This window comes from Actinomadura sp. B10D3 (assembly GCF_039871695.1).
GTDB lineage: Bacteria > Actinomycetota > Actinomycetes > Streptosporangiales > Streptosporangiaceae > Spirillospora > Spirillospora madurae.
Genome location: NZ_JBDPLY010000001.1, coordinates 322,130 through 337,606, shown reverse-complemented (window position 1 = coordinate 337,606; position 15,477 = coordinate 322,130). Strand labels below are relative to the sequence as shown.

Genomic DNA, 15,477 nt, shown 5'->3' with positions numbered 1-15,477 from the left:
CCTCACCCCGGGCGGCTCAGACGCGCAGGACGGTCTTGCCCCGCGCGCCGCCCGCCCGGTTGTCGGCCAGGGCGTCGGCCGCCTTCTCCAGCGGCAGCTCCCGCTCGACCCGGACGCGCAGCTCGCCCGCGTCGATCAGGGCGGACAGCCGGTCCAGCAGCTCGGCCGACGGCTCGTACTCGAAGTTCACCCCGCGCAGCCCCTTGGACTCCATCGAGTCCGGGTGCACCGACCAGGTGGTGGTGATGTAGGTCCCGCCGGGCCGCAGGAGCTGGGCGATGTGCTCGGTCGACCGGGTGTCGCTGACCATGTCGAGCACGACGTCGATCCCGTCGGACTGGATTTTCAGGACCTGGCCGTTGAGGTCGCCCTGCGAGTGGTCGACGGTCTCGTCCGCGCCGAGCCGCCGCACCGTCCCGGCCATGTCGGCGCGGGCCGTCGCGATGACCTTCGCGCCGGCGCGGGACGCGAGCTGCACCACGCACTGCCCGACCCCGCCGGTCGCGCCCACGACCAGAACGGTCAGCCCGGCGTCGACCGCGGCCTTCTCGATCCCCGCCTCCTCGACCATGGCGAGGGCCGTCATCCCCGCGGTCGGCACCGCCGCCGCCTGCGTGTAGATCATCCCCTCCGGGATCCGGGTGACCGGCCCCTCGTCGCGGGCGACGGCGTACTCGGCATAGCTGCCGAGCCCGCGCTCCACCCCGAGGAAGGACCCGTAGACCTGCTCGCCGTGCCGGAGCCGGGTCACGCCCTCGCCGACCGCGTCGACGACGCCCGCGCCGTCCTGCCCGAGGATCAGCGGGAACGGCGCGTCGACGGAGTCCTTGAGCATGCCCTCGGCGATCTTCCAGTCGAGCGGGTTCAGCCCGGCGGCGATCATCTTCACGACGATCTCCCCCGGTCCCGGCTCCGGGCGCGGCAGGTTCATCGGCGCCGGCGTGGCGCCGTACTCGGACACGGCGATGGCTCGCATGACGGATCGTCCCCCCGAACGGATCGGTGGCGGTGCGCCACCGCGAAATGATCTACCCCGGCGGCCGGACGATCACACGACCGCGCAGGTCAGCGAAGTGGCAAGGGTCACGCGGGCGCCTGCTCGGCCGGAGTCTCCGGCCGCGGCGGGGCGGTGCCGGGCGGGGTCGGCGGCTGCTGCCCCCCGCCGCGGTTACCGCCGCCGCCCGGCCCGGGACGGCCGCCGGCCTCGTCGCGGCGCTTCCCCTTGCTGACGCGCAGGATGATCGTGTCGCCCGGCTCCGCGGAGCCCGGTCCGGGCGACATCTCGGCGACGGTGCCCCGCTCGTAGCGGCGGGACGCGACCGGCGCGCCGACGGCGGCCCGGAACCCGGCGGCGCGGAGCCTGGCGATCGCGTCGCGCAGCCTCATGCCCCGCACGTCGGGGACCTTGGCCCGGTCCTCACCGGATCCCCGGCTGAAGTAGCGCGACGGCGGCCGGTGGAACGAGGACGGGGACGTGCCCGACAGCGCCCCGAGCATGCTCTGCCGCCAGATCGGCGCCGGGATCGTCGCCCCGAACACGGCGCCGTAGCACCGGCCGTCCATGCAGAGGCCGTCCATCGGGTGCTTGTAGCCGCCGCGCGGGTCGCCGACCCACACGGCCGCGGCCAGGTCCGGGGTGTACCCGGCGAACCAGGCGGCGGAGAAGTTGTCGACGGTGCCGGTCTTGCCCGCGGCGTCGCGGCCGAGGCCCATGCCGCGCGCCGTGCCCTTGGTGAGGACGCCGCGCAGCACGTAGTTGACGGCGTCCGCGACGTCCTCGTCCATCGCCTGCTTGCACTTGCGTCCCGGGACCTTCAGCTTCTTGCCGCCCGGGCCGCGGATCTCCTTGATGGCGATCGGCTCGCAGTACTCGCCGCGGGCGCCGAACGCGGCGTAGGCCGCCGCGAGCCGCAGCGGCGACACCGGGTTGAAGCCGAGCGTGAAGGACGGGTACTGCTCCAGCGGCTTCCCGTTCGCCTGCTTCATCCCGAGCCGCTCGGCCATCTTGACGGTGTCGCAGAGGCCGACCTTCTTCTCCAGGGCGAGGAAGAACGTGTTGACCGAGTGATGCGTGCCGGTGACGATGCTGAATTCCTTGCCGCCCTCGCCGTCGGCCGCGTTCCGCAGCGACGCGCCCGGGTCGCCGACGCGGTCGCCGGCGCAGTTGCGGTAGCCGACGGGGGTGTACCGGCGCGGCGCCATCAGCCGGGTGCCGAACGGCAAGCCCTCGTCCAGCGCGGCGGCCAGCGTGAACGCCTTGAACGTGGACCCGGCCTGCATGCCGATGCTGGAGCCGTGGCTGGCGTCCGCGGCGAAGTTGATCCACGTCTTGCCGCGCTCCTTGTCCGGCCCGAGCTCGCGGTCGACGACCATCGCCTTGATCTCGCCGGTGCCGGGCTCCACCATCGCCTCGGCGGCGGCCTTGCGCGCGGAGTTCTTCGGCGGGACGTGCCGGTCCACGGCCTTCTGCGCGGCCTTCTGCGCCCGCCGGTCCAGGGTGGTGCGGATCGTCAGGCCGCCGCGCTTGAGCAGCTTCTCCCGCTCCTTGGCCGTCTCGCCGAACACCGGGTTGGTGAGGATCTCGCGCTGGACGTAGTCGCAGAAGAACGGCGCCTTGCTGGAGACGCAGCCGCTGCGGACGTTGTCCACGTCCAGGTCGACGGGCTTCTTCTTGGTCTCCTCGGCCTTGGCGCGGTCGATCCAGCCGAGGTCGGCCATCCGGTTCAGCACGGTGTCGCGGCGCTGCCGCGCCGCCCCGGGGTGCCGGGTCGGGTCGTAGGCGTAGGGGTAGCGGATGACGCCGGCGAGCAGCGCCGCCTCGGCCAGGTCCAGCTCGGACGCGTGCTTGGAGAAGTAGTGCCGGGAGGCCGCCTCGATGCCGTAGGCGCCGTCGCCGTAGTAGGCGATGTTGAGGTAGCGGCGCAGGATCTCGTCCTTGCTGAACCTCTTCTCCAGCGCGACCGCGTACCGCAGCTCGCGGATCTTGCGGGCCGCGGTGATCTCCTTGGCCTCCTGCCGCTCGACGTCGGACTCGGCCTGGGTGAGCAGGAGGTTCTTCACGTACTGCTGGGTGATGCCCGAGCCGCCCTGGGTGACCTGGCCGCTGCTGAGGTTGCTGGCCAGCGCCCGCAGGGTGCCCTGGGCGTCGATCGCGCCGTGCTCGTAGAACCGGCTGTCCTCGATCGCCAGCACCGCCTGCCGGGCCACCGGAGCGATCTTGTCGAGCGGGACGTCCACCCGGTTCTGGTAGAAGAACGTGGCGAGGGTGGAGCCGTCCGCGGCGAGGATCTTGGAGCGCTGCGGGACGCCGGAGGTGCTCAGCCCTTCGGGCTCGGTGTCGAACCAGCCGGCGGCGTCGCGGGCGCCGACGCCCGCGGTACAGGCGGTCGGCAGCAGCATGAGCGCGACGAGGACGCCGGCCAGGCCGCCGAGGGCGCCGAGGCCGCGCAGCGCGCGGGCCTTCTCGGCGCGGGTCGTGGACCCGGTCAGCAGCCGCCGCCGGGGGCGCGGCGAGGACGAGGCTCCCTCGTCGGGACCCCCTGCGTCGCCATCGGCCTCGATCGGCACGGGCTTAGCGTAAACGCGCCTCCCCGGCCGGACCACCCCATCAACGATGTTCTGCTCGATATCGCCCGAATCAGCCCTGCTGCTCTCGCCGTTCCCACGCTCGGACACGATCGCGAAATACCCGGGAAACGGCGCGCAACTCCGCCTCCGGATCGACTCCGCTCGCGGCGGCCTCCCGGACGAGCGCGAAGAGCCGCTCACCGAGGGCGCCGCCGTCGCCCGCCGGGTCGCCGGCGAGATCGTCCGCGAGGTCGGCCGGGGCGTCCATCCGCGCCGCGCGGCGCTGGAGCTGCGCGGCCAGCGACAGCGCGGGCTGGCCCAGCGGCACCCCGTCGAGCGCGGACGCCTCGGCGCCGCTCTTCTCCGCCCGCTCGGCCGCCTTGATCTGCTCCCAGTTGGCGTTGACCTCGTCGGCGCCGGAGACGGTCACGTCCCCGAACACGTGCGGATGCCGCCGGACGAGCTTGTCGACGATCGCGCCCGCCACGTCGTCGATGGTGAACGCCGTGTCGTCGTCGCGCTCGGCCGCCACCGCCGAATGGAACGCCACCTGCATCAGCACGTCGCCCAGCTCCTCGCGGAGCGCGCCGAGGTCGCCGGACTCGATGGTGTCGAGGACCTCGTACGCCTCCTCGAGCAGGTACGGGACGAGGGTGGCGTGCGTCTGCTTGCGGTCCCACGGGCATTCGCGGCGCAGCGTGTCCATCACCGACACGAGGTCGAGCAGCCGCGCGCCCGGCAGGTCGTAGGAGCCGTGCAGCACCTCCACGTCCAGCGGGTCGGCGACCGCGAGGGTCCCGACCTCGCGCATCAGCGCCTCGTCGCCCTCGGGCGCGGCCACCCACAGCACGTCCCCGCGCCGGGCGTCGGCGACCAGCCGCGCCGGGTCGGGCTCCTCCACCACCTCCGGCGCGATCCCGGCGTCGCGGAGCGAAGGCAGCAGCGGATGCCCGGCGCGGAGCCGGACGGCGTCCGCGGAGCGGAGCGCGTCCCACGCCCGCCAGGTCAGCAGGCCGGGTGCGACCCGGTGCGTGGTCGCGAGCAGAGTCAGGCCCATGCGCCTCAGATACCCGAATCGGGGCTGGACAGCCGGTAGGCGAGCGGGGCGATCTCGAACTTGGCCGGGTCGTAGCGGCCGTAGCGCGGGTTGACCTCGATGTCCATGGAGCGGGCGGTGCGCTGGAACAGCTCGTTCCACTGCCGGCCCGCCTGCTGCGTCGCCGGGCTGAGCCGGTTGTCCAGGTCGGCGCCGAACCGTTGCATCACGACCAGCTGCGTCGCGACGAGCCGCGCCAGGTCGCGGGTGTGCGCGCGCGGCAGCCCGCTCGCCAGCGTGATCGAGCCCGCCCCGCCCTGGTCGTTCAGGGCCTTGACGGCGCCGTCGACCTGGCTTCCGGTGATCTCGACCCCGGCCTGCTTCGCGACCTCGCGGGCGACCCGGAAGTTGATCAGCAGCGTGAGCGAGTCCTGCAGATCGGACTCGGAGTCGCCGGCGAGCTGCGGCGCCGGATCGGCGGGGTTCGCGCGCAACTCGTTGGCCGCGGGGTCCGCCCGGAACTGCGTCCGCCAGTCGCGGACGGTCTGGCTGAGGGTGGTCACGGTGATGCGGTCGTCACCGACGAGTGCGGCGGTGCCGACCTTCGGGGAGCCGCCGCAGCCGGCGAGCGCGACGGCCGCCAGCACGGCCGCCACCGCCGCCTTCACGGACTTACCAGGCACGGATTCCTCGTCTCGTCGTCGAGCTGTCTGGGATCGCGCCAGACTACTGATTCGGTGATCGGAGCGGACCGCCAGCGGAGCGGAGGGCACCGAATCAGTGCCTACCGGGGGTCTGGGTCTGGGGGTCGCCCCCAGAGAGATTAGCGCTGCGCGGGGGCGGGCAGGAAAAGCGCCTCGACCAGGTCGGTCGCCCATTTCAGCAGTTCCTGGTCGCGCAGGGGACGGCCGCCGAGCGGCGCGGTCTTCGGCACCGGGACGAGCAGCGTGTCGGTCGCCGGCTTCAGGATGCTCTTCGGGTAGAGCCGCTGCAGCCTGACCTGCTTGGAGTCGGGGAGGTTCACCGGAGTGAACTTGACGAAGTTGCCCTGAAGGGTGACGTCGGTGAGCCCCGCCCGGCGGGCCTTGGCGCGGAACCGCGCGACCTCCAGCAGGTTCAGCACCGGGACGGGCAGCGGCCCGAACCGGTCCTTCAGCTCGTCCCGCACGGCGCCGATCTCGTCGTCGGAGGCGATGGCGGCGATGCGGCGGTAGGCGTCCAGCCGGAGCCGCTCCCCCGGCACGTACTCGTGCGGCAGGTGCGCGTCGACGGGCAGCTCGACCTTCGTCTCGGTGACCTCGGGCGCGGCGCCGCCGTCCTTCAGCTCCCGGACGGCCTCCCCGACCATCCGGACGTACAGATCGAACCCGACGCCCGCGACGTGCCCGGACTGCTCGGCGCCGAGGATGTTGCCGGCGCCGCGGATCTCCAGGTCCTTCATGGCGACGTACATGCCGGCGCCGACCTCGGTGTGCTGCGCCAGCGTCGCGAGCCGCTCGTGCGCGGTCTCGGTCAGCGGCTGCTCCGGCTGGTAGAGGAAATAGGCGTAGGCCCGCTCCCGGCCGCGGCCGACACGCCCGCGGAGCTGGTGGAGCTGGGAGAGCCCGTACATGTCGGCGCGGTCGACGATGAGGGTGTTGGCGTTCGGCACGTCCAGGCCGGACTCCACGATCGTCGTCGCGACGAGCACGTCGTAGTTCTTCTCCCAGAAGTCGACCATCACCTTCTCGAGCTCGTGCTCGTTCATCTGGCCGTGCGCGATGCCGATCCGCGCCTCCGGGACGAGCCGCGCCAGGTTCGCCGCCACCTTGTTGATCGACCGGACCCGGTTGTGGACGAAGAACACCTGCCCCTCGCGCAGCAGCTCGCGGCGGATCGCGGCGGCGATCTGCTTCTCCTCGTACGGACCGACGAACGTCAGGACCGGGTGCCGCTCCTCCGGCGGGGTCAGGATCGTCGACATCTCCCGGATGCCGGTCAGGCCCATCTCCAGCGTGCGCGGGATCGGGGTCGCGGACATGGCCAGCACGTCCACCTGCGTGCGGAGCCGCTTCAGCTCCTCCTTGTGCTCGACGCCGAACCGCTGCTCCTCGTCGATGACCACCAGCCCGAGGTTCTTGAACCGCGTCTGGGACGACAGGATCCGGTGGGTGCCGACGACGACGTCCACGGTGCCCTCGGACAGCCCTCGCAGCGTCTCCTCGATCTCCCTGTTGGACTGGAACCGGCTGATCGGCTTCACCACGACCGGGAACGCCGCGAACCGCTCGGTGAACGTCGACATGTGCTGCTGGACGAGCAGCGTCGTCGGCACGAGCACCGCGACCTGCCGCCCGTCCTGGACGGCCTTGAACGCAGCCCGCACCGCGATCTCGGTCTTGCCGTAGCCGACGTCGCCGCAGATCAGCCGGTCCATCGGGACGGGCCTTTCCATGTCGCCCTTCACCTCGTCGATGGCGGCGAGCTGGTCGGGCGTCTCGTTGTAGGGGAACGCGTCCTCCAGCTCGCGCTGCCACGGGGTGTCGGGCGCGAACGGGTGCCCGGGGCTCGCCATCCGCGCCGAGTACAGCCGGATCAGCTCTCCGGCGATCTGCTTGACGGCCTTGCGGGCGCGGGACTTGGCCTTCTGCCAGTCGGCGCCGCCGAGCCGGTGCAGGCTCGGCGCCTCGCCGCCGACGTACCGGGTGAGCTCCTCCAGCTGGTCGGTCGGGACGAACAGCCGGTCGCTCTTGGCGTACTCCAGGATCAGGTACTCGCGGGTGGCGCCCTGCACCGTCCGGCTGACCATCTCCACGTACCGCCCGACGCCGTGCTGCTCGTGGACGACGTAGTCGCCGGGCCTGAGCTGCAGCGGGTCGATGCCGCCGCGCCGCCGGGACGGCATGCGGCGGGCGTCCCTCGTGGACGACTTCTGGCCCGACAGGTCGGTCTCGGTCAGCACCACCAGCCCGACCCGCTCCCAGACGAACCCGTTCTCCAGCAGCCCGGTCGTGACGCTGACCAGCGACGGCTCGGGCGGCCCGTCGAGGTCGGCGAGGCGGGCGCCGATGCCCTCCTCCCCGACGAGCTGGACGAGACGCTCCGCGGGCCCGTGCCCGGCGGTGACCATCACGACGCGCCGGCCGCCGTCGATCCAGCCCTTCAGGTCGCCGACGACGCGGGACGTGTCGCCCCGGTACGCCTCCGCCGGCTGGACGCCCAGGTTCAGCGCCTCCGCCTCGTCTTCCACGGGGTTGAGCGCTGTCACGCTCCATCGGGGCAGCCCCAGCTCGTTGCTGTGCCGGCGGACCTCCTCCAGCGAACGGAACGCGGCGGCGCCGAGATCGATCGGCGCCTCTCCCCCGGCGGCGGCGTTCACCCAGCTCGCCTCCAGGAACTCCTGGCTCGTCCGGACCAGCTCCACCGACCGGGTCCGGATCCGCTCCGGCTCGCACACCAGCAGCGCCGACCCCTCCGGGAGCAGGTCGGTCAGCAGCTCCATGCTCTCGGCGAGGACGGGCGAGAACGCCTCCATGCCCTCGACCGTGTCGCCGTCGGCGATCCGGCCGAGGATCTCCTCCAGGGCCGGGTGCTCCTCGGCGAGGAGCTTCGCGCGCTCGCGGACCTTCTCGGTCAGCGGCAGCTCGCGGCACGGCGGCGCCCACAGCCCGCCCTGCGCAACCTCCAGGGACCGCTGGTCGGCGGCCTTGAAGTAGCGGATCTCCTCGACCGTGTCGCCCCAGAACTCCACCCGGAGCGGATGCTCCTCGGTCGGCGGGAACACGTCCAGGATCCCGCCGCGGACCGCGATCTCGCCGCGCTTCTCCACCAGGTCGACGCGGTGGTACCCGGCGTCCACCAGGGCGCGGACGGTGTCGTCCATGTCGGCGTCCTCGCCGGAGACGAGCCGCACCGGCTCCAGGTCGGCGAGCCCGGACACGATCGGCTGCAGCACCGCGCGGATCGGCGTCACGACGACGTCCAGCGCGCCGCCCTTGCCGTCCCCGCCGCCCGTGTCCCCCTCGTCGGGACCGGCCGCGTTCGGGTGGACGAGGCGCCGCAGCACCGCGAGGCGCTGCCCGACCGTGTCGGAGCGCGGCGACAGCTTCTCGTGCGGCAGCGTCTCCCAGGCGGGGAAGTGCGCGACGCGGCCGGGGTCGAGCAGGCTCGTCAGGGCGGCCGTCAGGTCCTCGGCCTCGCGGCCGGTCGCGGTCACCGCCAGCACCACGCCGCCGCCCGAGCCGAGGCCGCGGCTCAGCGCCGCCGCCAGGATCGGCCACAGCGCGGGCGGCGCCACGACCTCCTGGTCCGCGCGCGCCCGCTTGAGAGCGCGCTCCAGACCGGGGTCGGTACACGCAAGGTCAACAAGTCCAGAAAGCGTCATCTTCGCCCGCACGATTCGCCCATCACCCCGAGGCAGGGCAGCCCGAAAACCCGGAATCCCAGCGGACCCGGTACCGCGTACCAGGGTACGCGCCCGGAGCGGCGACACGGCGGTCACCAAGAAAAGGCAAATAGCGGACGGAGCGCAGTCGGGCGATTACGCTGCGATACTGTGACCGATCTGCGTACGCCTCCGGTGAACGACGGCGATCTCTTCTCAGAACGCGCCCGCCAGTACGCCCTAGAGAAGCCCCTGCAGCGGATCCACATCCTCGAAGCGGGCTGCGGCTGGGGCACGGGACTCGACCTCGGCGAGCGCGAACGCCTGGTCACGGGCGTCGACATGGACACCCCCGAGCTGCGCGCCTACACCTGCGAGCGGCCCGACCTCGACACCTGGCACCTCGGCGACCTGCGGACCGCCCCGCTGCCGCCGCGCGCCTTCGACATCGTGCACGCGTCCTACCTGATCGAGCGCGTCCCGCACGCGGAGCTCGTGCTCGACCGGTTCGTCGCCGCACTGAAGCCGGGCGGGCTGCTGCTGGTCCATCTGCGCGACCGCAACACCGCGTTCGGCTTCCTGGACCGCACGCTCCCGCGGTGGCTGCACACGTCCGGCCGCCGGCGCCGCCCGCGTCCCGCGCGGGGAAGGGGCCAGGGGAAGGGCCAGCGGGGCGCCCACGCCCGCGTCCCGCAGCCGGACCCGGCGGGCCGGACGGGCGGGCCCGCCGCCGCGGAGGGCGCGGCGCCCGCGGCGCGTCCGGTGCCGGTGGTGCGGACGAGCCCGCCGCCGGCGACCTACGACCGGGTCGCGTCCCGGGCCGGTATGCGCTGGTACTGCGTCATGCGCGGGCTGGTGGTCTCCGAGGAGTACACCTCCCGGCAGGCCATCGACGCGCTCGGGGCCGGAACCGGCCTCGCCGAGCTGCTGTGCCGGCTGGTGTCGGCGACCACCCGGGGGCGTCTCACCGCAGACCACAGCGAGGTGACGCTCGTCATCCGCAAACCCGAGAACCGTTTCGCGCGGGTCATCTGACCCGGGCGCGCGTGCGTGCGCCCAGGCCGGGGCAGTATTTTTCCTGCGTCAGCCCCTGCCAGCCACGGACGAGCCCGGCCGCGCCGCCGGGCGGGATCGGAGATCGCGGTGACCGCCGACGCCGGCCTTCCCGACACACTGCGCGACCTGCCCGCCTGGACCCCGGACGCGGTGGAGCTCGCCGACCTGGAGCTGATCCTGGCCGGGGTGTACCGGCCGCTGACCGGGTTCCTCGGCTCGTTCGACACCGCCATGGTCGTCGCCGGGGGGCGGCTCTCCGACGGCACCCCGTGGCCGGTCCCGGTCACGCTGACCGTCCCGAAGGAGCTCACCGAGCACGAGCGGGTCGTCCTGCAGGATCCCGAGGGCGTGCCGCTCGCCGTCCTCCAGGTCACCGAGACCTGGCAGGACCCGACCACCCAGGCGTGGCGGCTCGCGGGGCCGCTGGAGGCCCTCCGCGCCCCCGCGCACGGACCGTTCCACTCCCTGCGCCGCCGCCCCGACGAACTCGACGCCTTCGAAGGCAACGTCCTCGGGGTGGCAACCCGAGAACCTCTCCACCGCAAGCAGCTCGGCCAGCTCCGCCAGGTCGCCGAGCGGCTGAGCGCGAAGGTCCTCGTGCTGCCGCTGCTCGCAGGCGTGCACGACGAGTCGCTCGTCCGGGCGCTGCTGGCCGTCCGCAAGGAGCTCCCGGACGGCGCCCAGATCGTCCCCGTGCCGCTGCCGTCGCGCGGCGACCCCGAGCGCGACGTCCTGCTCCGCGCCCACGTCGCCGCCGCGTACGGCGCCACCCACCTGCTCGCCGAGCGGGAGATGGACGGCACCGCGATCCCGCTCGTCGTCCCCGAGCCGTGGGCCTACGACGCCGACGTCGAGGTCTGGCGGCCGGTCGCGCGGATCGAGCCCGACCACGTCCAGGCGGAGCTGACCTCCGAGCGGCTGGACGAGCTGCTGGACGCCGGCGAGCCCGTCCCCGACTGGTTCACCCCGCCGGCGGTCGCCGCCGAGCTGGCGCTGGCGCGGCCCCCGAAGCACGCGCGCGGCATCACGGTGTTCTTCACCGGCCTGTCCGGCTCCGGGAAGTCCACGGTGGCGCGCGGCCTGGCCGACGCCCTGATCGAGCGGGGCGGCCGGACGGTCACGCTGCTGGACGGCGACGTCGTCCGGCGGATGCTGTCGGCCGGGCTGACGTTCTCCCGCGCCGACCGCGACCTCAACATCCGGCGGATCGGGTTCGTCGCGGCCGAGATCACCCGGCACGGCGGCACCGCCATCTGCGCGCCGATCGCCCCGTACGCGGCCACCCGCGCCGAGGTGCGGCGGATGGTGTCCGCGGTGGGCGACTTCATCCTCGTGCACGTCGCGACGCCGCTGGAGGAGTGCGAGCGCCGCGACCGCAAGGGCCTGTACGCCAAGGCGCGCGCCGGGCAGATCCCCGAGTTCACCGGCATCTCCGACCCCTACGAGGTGCCGGACGACGCCGACCTGACCCTCGACACGTCGACGATGACCCCCGCCGAGGCGGTCGCCGAGGTGCTCGGCCTGCTGGTGGACGGCGGCTGGGTACGTCCCGAATAGCCCCTTCCGCCCCGTTTGCCCCTCCCCACCCGGGTTATCAGCCCGGGTGACGCGTCCCGTACTGTGTTACGGGAGTTTTCCTATATGGCAGGTAGGTCATGCCTATGGACTTCGATTGGACGATGGCGCTGGGCTCGTTCCTCGTCGCCATCATCGTCGGGCTGACCGGCATGGGCGGCGGCGCCCTGATGACGCCGATGCTCGTGACGTTCTTCGGGGTCAGCCCGCTCGCCGCCGTGTCCAGCGACCTGGTCGCCGCCGCCGTGATGAAGCCCGTCGGCAGCGCCGTCCACTACCGGCAGGGCACCATCAACATGCGGCTGGTCGCCTGGCTGTGCGCGGGCTCGGTGCCCGCCGCGTTCTCCGGCGTCCTGGTCGCGCGGGCCCTCGGCCACGGCGACTCCATCGAGACCGTCATCAGCACGGCCATGGGCGTGGCCCTGATGATCGCCGCGGGAGGCCTCGTCCTGCGCGGCTACCTCGCCCACCGGAACCGCGCCGGCGCCGCCGAACCCGACGGGGACGCGGCGCCGCGGATCAGCGTCCGCCCCATCCCCACCGTCCTGGTCGGCGCCGTCGGCGGCCTCGTCGTCGGCATCACCTCGGTCGGCTCCGGGTCCCTCATCATCGTCGCGCTGCTCGCCCTCTACCCGACGCTCAAGGCCAACCAGCTCGTCGGGACGGACCTGCTCCAGGCCGTGCCCCTGGTCTTCGCCGCCGCCCTCGGCCACCTGCTGTTCGGCGACTTCCGGATGGAGGTCACCACCGCCCTGCTCGCCGGCTCCGTCCCCGGCGTCTACCTCGGCTCCCGGATCTCCTCCCGCGCGCCGAGCGGCCTCATCCGCCGCGTCCTCGTCCTGGTCCTGCTCGCGTCCTCGCTGAAGATGTTCGGCCTCGGCGCCGTCCCGCTCGCCTGGACCCTGGTCGCCCTCACCGCCGCCACCGCGGCCGCCTCGCTCTACCTCCGGCGTACCGCCCGCAACCGGGATACGCTGCCCTCCCCGGCCGTATCCCCCGGCGCCGCCGGTGCCCCAGGAGGACAGAGCGAACGTGGACCAACGATGGCCGCATGACACCGTCGACGTCCTCGGCGTGCGCGTCAGCCGCGCCGACGTCGCGCAGTTCCGGTCCTTCGTCGCCGCGGCCGTCAAGGAGCGGACGAAGCTGACCGTCACGTTCGCCAACCCGGACTACGTGCTCAAGGCCCAGAAGGACCCCGGGCTGCGCGACCTGATGAACGGCTTCGACCTCAACCTCCCGGACGGCTGGGGCGTCGTGCTGGCCGCGAAGCTCTTCGGCCGTCCCGTCCCCGGCCGGATGGCGAACGACGACCTCACCGACGACCTGTTCGGGCAGCCCGCCGAGCAGGGCTGGCGCGTTTTCCTGTTCGGGAACGCGCCGGGCGTGGCCGACGCCGCCGCCGAGAACGTCCGTACGTGGTACCCGGGCCTGAGCATCGCGGGCACCCAGCACGGCCACTGGGCGGACGAGCACGGCCGGCTGCCCGCGGAGACCGCCGAGCGCCTCGTCGCCGAGATCAACGACGCCGCACCGGACATCCTGCACGTCGGCCTCGGCACCCCTCTGCAGCAGCGGTTCGTCACCGAGTACCGCGACCGGCTCACCGCGCCCGTCATCATCACGTGCGGCGCCTACTTCGAGCACCTCGCCGAACGCCGCGACTACTACCCGGGATGGGTCCTGAAGCTGCGCATCGGCTTCCTCTACCGGCTGGCCCGCGAACCGCGCCGACTCTGGCGCCGCTACACCATCGAACTGGGCGCCTACCTGGGGCGCGTCATCCTCCACCGGATCCGGCACGGGAAGGCCGGGAGGCGCTCCTAGACCGTCGGCTCCACCATGCCGTCAGCTGGGCAGGAGCGAGGCGTTCGCAAGTGCGCCGCCCTTCGCGCAGTCGATCGAACGCAAGGTCACGTCGCCCTTGATGTGCGGGCGGCACGTCCAGCCGCCCGACTTGATCGGGCGGCCGTCGTAGCCGTAGCCGCGGGTCTCGACCTCGGCGATGTAGCCGAAGTAGGTCGTGAAGACGGTGCGCACCTCCGAGCACTTCGCCTGCCCGCGCGCCATCTTCAGGCCGTACTGCGCGGCCTGGTTGTTCTGAGCGGTGCCGCACACGGCGCCCGCCTTGCCCACCTTCGGCGGGTAGAGGTAGGGCCGTGTCTGCGAGACCGGGGTCGGCTGCGTCGCCGGCTTGCCGCCGTTCTTCGACTTGTCGCTGTCGCCCGTGTCCGGCACTCCAGGCGCGCCGCTCGCCCCGGCGGAGGCGCTCGGCCCGCGGGGATCGGGTTCGGCGGACCGGCCGTCGTCGCCGCCGCACGCGGACGCCGCGGCCAGCAGTGCGGCCGTCACAACGCAGAACGCCGTGGTGCGCCGTCGGAACAGCATCGGGGGTCCCCCACTTCTCACGATCAGCCGACCCGTGAAGCGATACCAGAGGTCATGGAAGCCTATGGCATCCGGCGTCGGCGCCAGGCCACTTCCACGCATCTCGGCGGCCCCGAACACACGGTGCGGGGGCCGCTAGACTCACGCGCGTCCCCCGCCCGGATCGCGACAGGAGGCGTCGTGCCCACGTCCATGCCACTGCGCGAGCTCATTGTCCGGCTGTGGGGCGAACCCCGCCCGGGCGCGCCGGTTCTGGCCACCCTCGACGGCCTGCCGGACGGTTACCGTCCCGTGGAGAGCTACGCCGTCGTCCCCAGGCCCGCGAACGCGAAGTTCCTCGTGCCCATCGCCGGGAACGCCGCCGCGGCGGCCACCCTGACCTGCTACAACAGGCTGCGGTCGGGGCAGGTACGGGCTACCAGGCGCGTCCTCGGCGCCGGATTCCGGACGGGGCTCGCGCAGCGCCTGCTGAGGCACCGGCTGACCATCGGCATCCGCTCCGACATCCCCGCCGAGCAGGCCGCCGACCATCTGCTCGGCGAGCACCTGCGCCGCGTGCTGAACGCCCCGGAACTCGTCTTCGGGCTGGGAGTGCGGCCGATCGACCCCAACAGCAAACCGACCCTCCAGGTCTTCTCCGGCGACGGCGCTCCGCTGGGCTACGCGAAGATCGGCTGGAGCCCGGCCACGAAGGAACTGGCCGTCACCGAGGCGAAGGCGGTGCACGCGGTCGGGACGGGCCTGGCGGCGCGTGCCGGGGAGGCGAGCGGGCCCCGTCCGCACGTCCCCGCACGGCTGCACCACGGGCCGTGGCGGGACCTCGTCATCACGGTGACCGCGCCGCTGCCGGCCCGCATCACCGGCCACGGGGATCCCGGCAGCCCGCCCGAGCCGGCCTTCACGCTCGCGATCGCGGAGAGTTCGGACTCCGGATGGGAAAGGCTCACCGGCACGGCATTCTGGCGGCGCCTGCGGGACGAGACCGCCGCGATGGACGACGAGCCCGATCTCGCCGAGGCATTGATCGCGGTCATGGACGGGCTCGCGGATCGGTTCGCGGAGCTGAAACTGCGGATCGGCCGCTGGCACGGCGACTGGGTTCCGTGGAACATCGGCCACCACGGCGGCGACCTGCACGTGTGGGACTGGGAGCACAGCGCCCTCGGCGTGCCGGTCGGGCTGGACCTTCTGCACTGGCGCTTCCAGGTCGAGCTCGTGCTGCGCGGGGCCCCGCTGGACACGGCCGTGGCCGCCGTCGAACGCGCGGCCCGGGACGAGCTCGCCGCGTACGGTGTCGCCGCGGAGGCTCGCGATCTGATGGCGCGTCTCTACCTGCTGGAGATGTTCACGCGCACGTACAGGCTCAAGCGCGGCGGCGGGGGCTGGAACCCGGCGCTGTTCCCGGCGATGCTCGACGTCCTCGCGAGCTGGCGGCCCTGAGCGCCGCTCCCCGTCATCCCGGGACATACGCGGGCGCTCCGCCTCGAACACG

The 15,477-nt window shown here is 73.0% G+C and carries 11 protein-coding genes; 5 read left to right on the top strand and 6 right to left on the bottom strand.

The features are described 5' to 3' along the window. Window positions 1-16 precede the first annotated feature (16 nt). From ABGB11_RS01385 to mfd, 5 genes are all read right to left on the bottom strand, one after another. Complete coding sequence (locus tag ABGB11_RS01385) at window positions 17-976, bottom strand: NADP-dependent oxidoreductase (protein WP_347627887.1); 960 nt, start codon at window positions 974-976, stop codon at window positions 17-19. 107 nt (window positions 977-1,083) lie between these two features. Continuing rightward, the gene (locus ABGB11_RS01380; RefSeq protein ID WP_347627885.1) at window positions 1,084-3,567 is read right to left on the bottom strand and encodes a transglycosylase domain-containing protein; all 2,484 of its coding nucleotides are present in this window, start codon (window positions 3,565-3,567) and stop codon (window positions 1,084-1,086) included. Window positions 3,568-3,637: 70 nt separating this feature from the next. Next, complete coding sequence (locus ABGB11_RS01375) at window positions 3,638-4,624, bottom strand: MazG family protein (protein ID WP_347627883.1); 987 nt, start codon at window positions 4,622-4,624, stop codon at window positions 3,638-3,640. A gap of 5 nt (window positions 4,625-4,629) precedes the next feature. Next, window positions 4,630-5,286, bottom strand: a complete 657-nt coding sequence (locus ABGB11_RS01370; RefSeq protein ID WP_347627882.1) for a hypothetical protein — start codon at window positions 5,284-5,286, stop codon at window positions 4,630-4,632. Between the two features lie 140 nt (window positions 5,287-5,426). Continuing rightward, complete coding sequence (gene mfd / locus ABGB11_RS01365; RefSeq protein ID WP_347627881.1) at window positions 5,427-8,966, bottom strand: transcription-repair coupling factor; 3,540 nt, start codon at window positions 8,964-8,966, stop codon at window positions 5,427-5,429. Between the two features lie 171 nt (window positions 8,967-9,137). Between mfd and ABGB11_RS01360 the strand changes: the two genes are divergently transcribed. From ABGB11_RS01360 to ABGB11_RS01345, 4 genes are all read left to right on the top strand, one after another. Beyond that, on the top strand, window positions 9,138-10,001 hold the full coding sequence (locus ABGB11_RS01360) for a class I SAM-dependent methyltransferase (protein WP_347627880.1): 864 nt from the start codon (window positions 9,138-9,140) through the stop codon (window positions 9,999-10,001). 108 nt (window positions 10,002-10,109) lie between these two features. After that, complete coding sequence (gene cysC, locus ABGB11_RS01355; protein ID WP_347627879.1) at window positions 10,110-11,579, top strand: adenylyl-sulfate kinase; 1,470 nt, start codon at window positions 10,110-10,112, stop codon at window positions 11,577-11,579. A 104-nt stretch (window positions 11,580-11,683) separates the two neighbouring features. Beyond that, window positions 11,684-12,652: a sulfite exporter TauE/SafE family protein gene (locus ABGB11_RS01350; RefSeq protein ID WP_347627878.1), complete on the top strand. Its 969-nt coding sequence runs from the start codon at window positions 11,684-11,686 to the stop codon at window positions 12,650-12,652. Beyond that, on the top strand, window positions 12,630-13,424 hold the full coding sequence (locus tag ABGB11_RS01345; RefSeq protein WP_347627876.1) for a WecB/TagA/CpsF family glycosyltransferase: 795 nt from the start codon (window positions 12,630-12,632) through the stop codon (window positions 13,422-13,424). The genes ABGB11_RS01350 and ABGB11_RS01345 overlap by 23 nt, the downstream gene beginning before the upstream one ends. A gap of 21 nt (window positions 13,425-13,445) precedes the next feature. Here ABGB11_RS01345 and ABGB11_RS01340 read toward each other — a convergent pair whose 3' ends face one another. Then, a complete protein-coding gene (locus tag ABGB11_RS01340) occupies window positions 13,446-13,985 on the bottom strand; it encodes a hypothetical protein (RefSeq protein ID WP_347627874.1) in 540 nt (179 codons plus the stop codon). Window positions 13,986-14,165: 180 nt separating this feature from the next. Between ABGB11_RS01340 and ABGB11_RS01335 the strand changes: the two genes are divergently transcribed. Continuing rightward, entirely contained in the window at window positions 14,166-15,425 is a 1,260-nt protein-coding gene (locus ABGB11_RS01335) for a hypothetical protein (protein ID WP_347627872.1), read from the top strand. Window positions 15,426-15,477 lie beyond the last annotated feature (52 nt).

What these genes read in the sequence shown, in the direction of transcription:
- ABGB11_RS01350 (WP_347627878.1), top strand. Translation starts at nt 11,684, where the DNA reads ATGGACTTCGATTGGACGATGGCGCTGGGCTCGTTCCTCGTCGCCATC.
- ABGB11_RS01340 (WP_347627874.1), bottom strand. Translation starts at nt 13,985, where the DNA reads ATGCTGTTCCGACGGCGCACCACGGCGTTCTGCGTTGTGACGGCCGCA.
- ABGB11_RS01385 (WP_347627887.1), bottom strand. Translation starts at nt 976, where the DNA reads ATGCGAGCCATCGCCGTGTCCGAGTACGGCGCCACGCCGGCGCCGATG.
- mfd (WP_347627881.1), bottom strand. Translation starts at nt 8,966, where the DNA reads ATGACGCTTTCTGGACTTGTTGACCTTGCGTGTACCGACCCCGGTCTG.
- ABGB11_RS01375 (WP_347627883.1), bottom strand. Translation starts at nt 4,624, where the DNA reads ATGGGCCTGACTCTGCTCGCGACCACGCACCGGGTCGCACCCGGCCTG.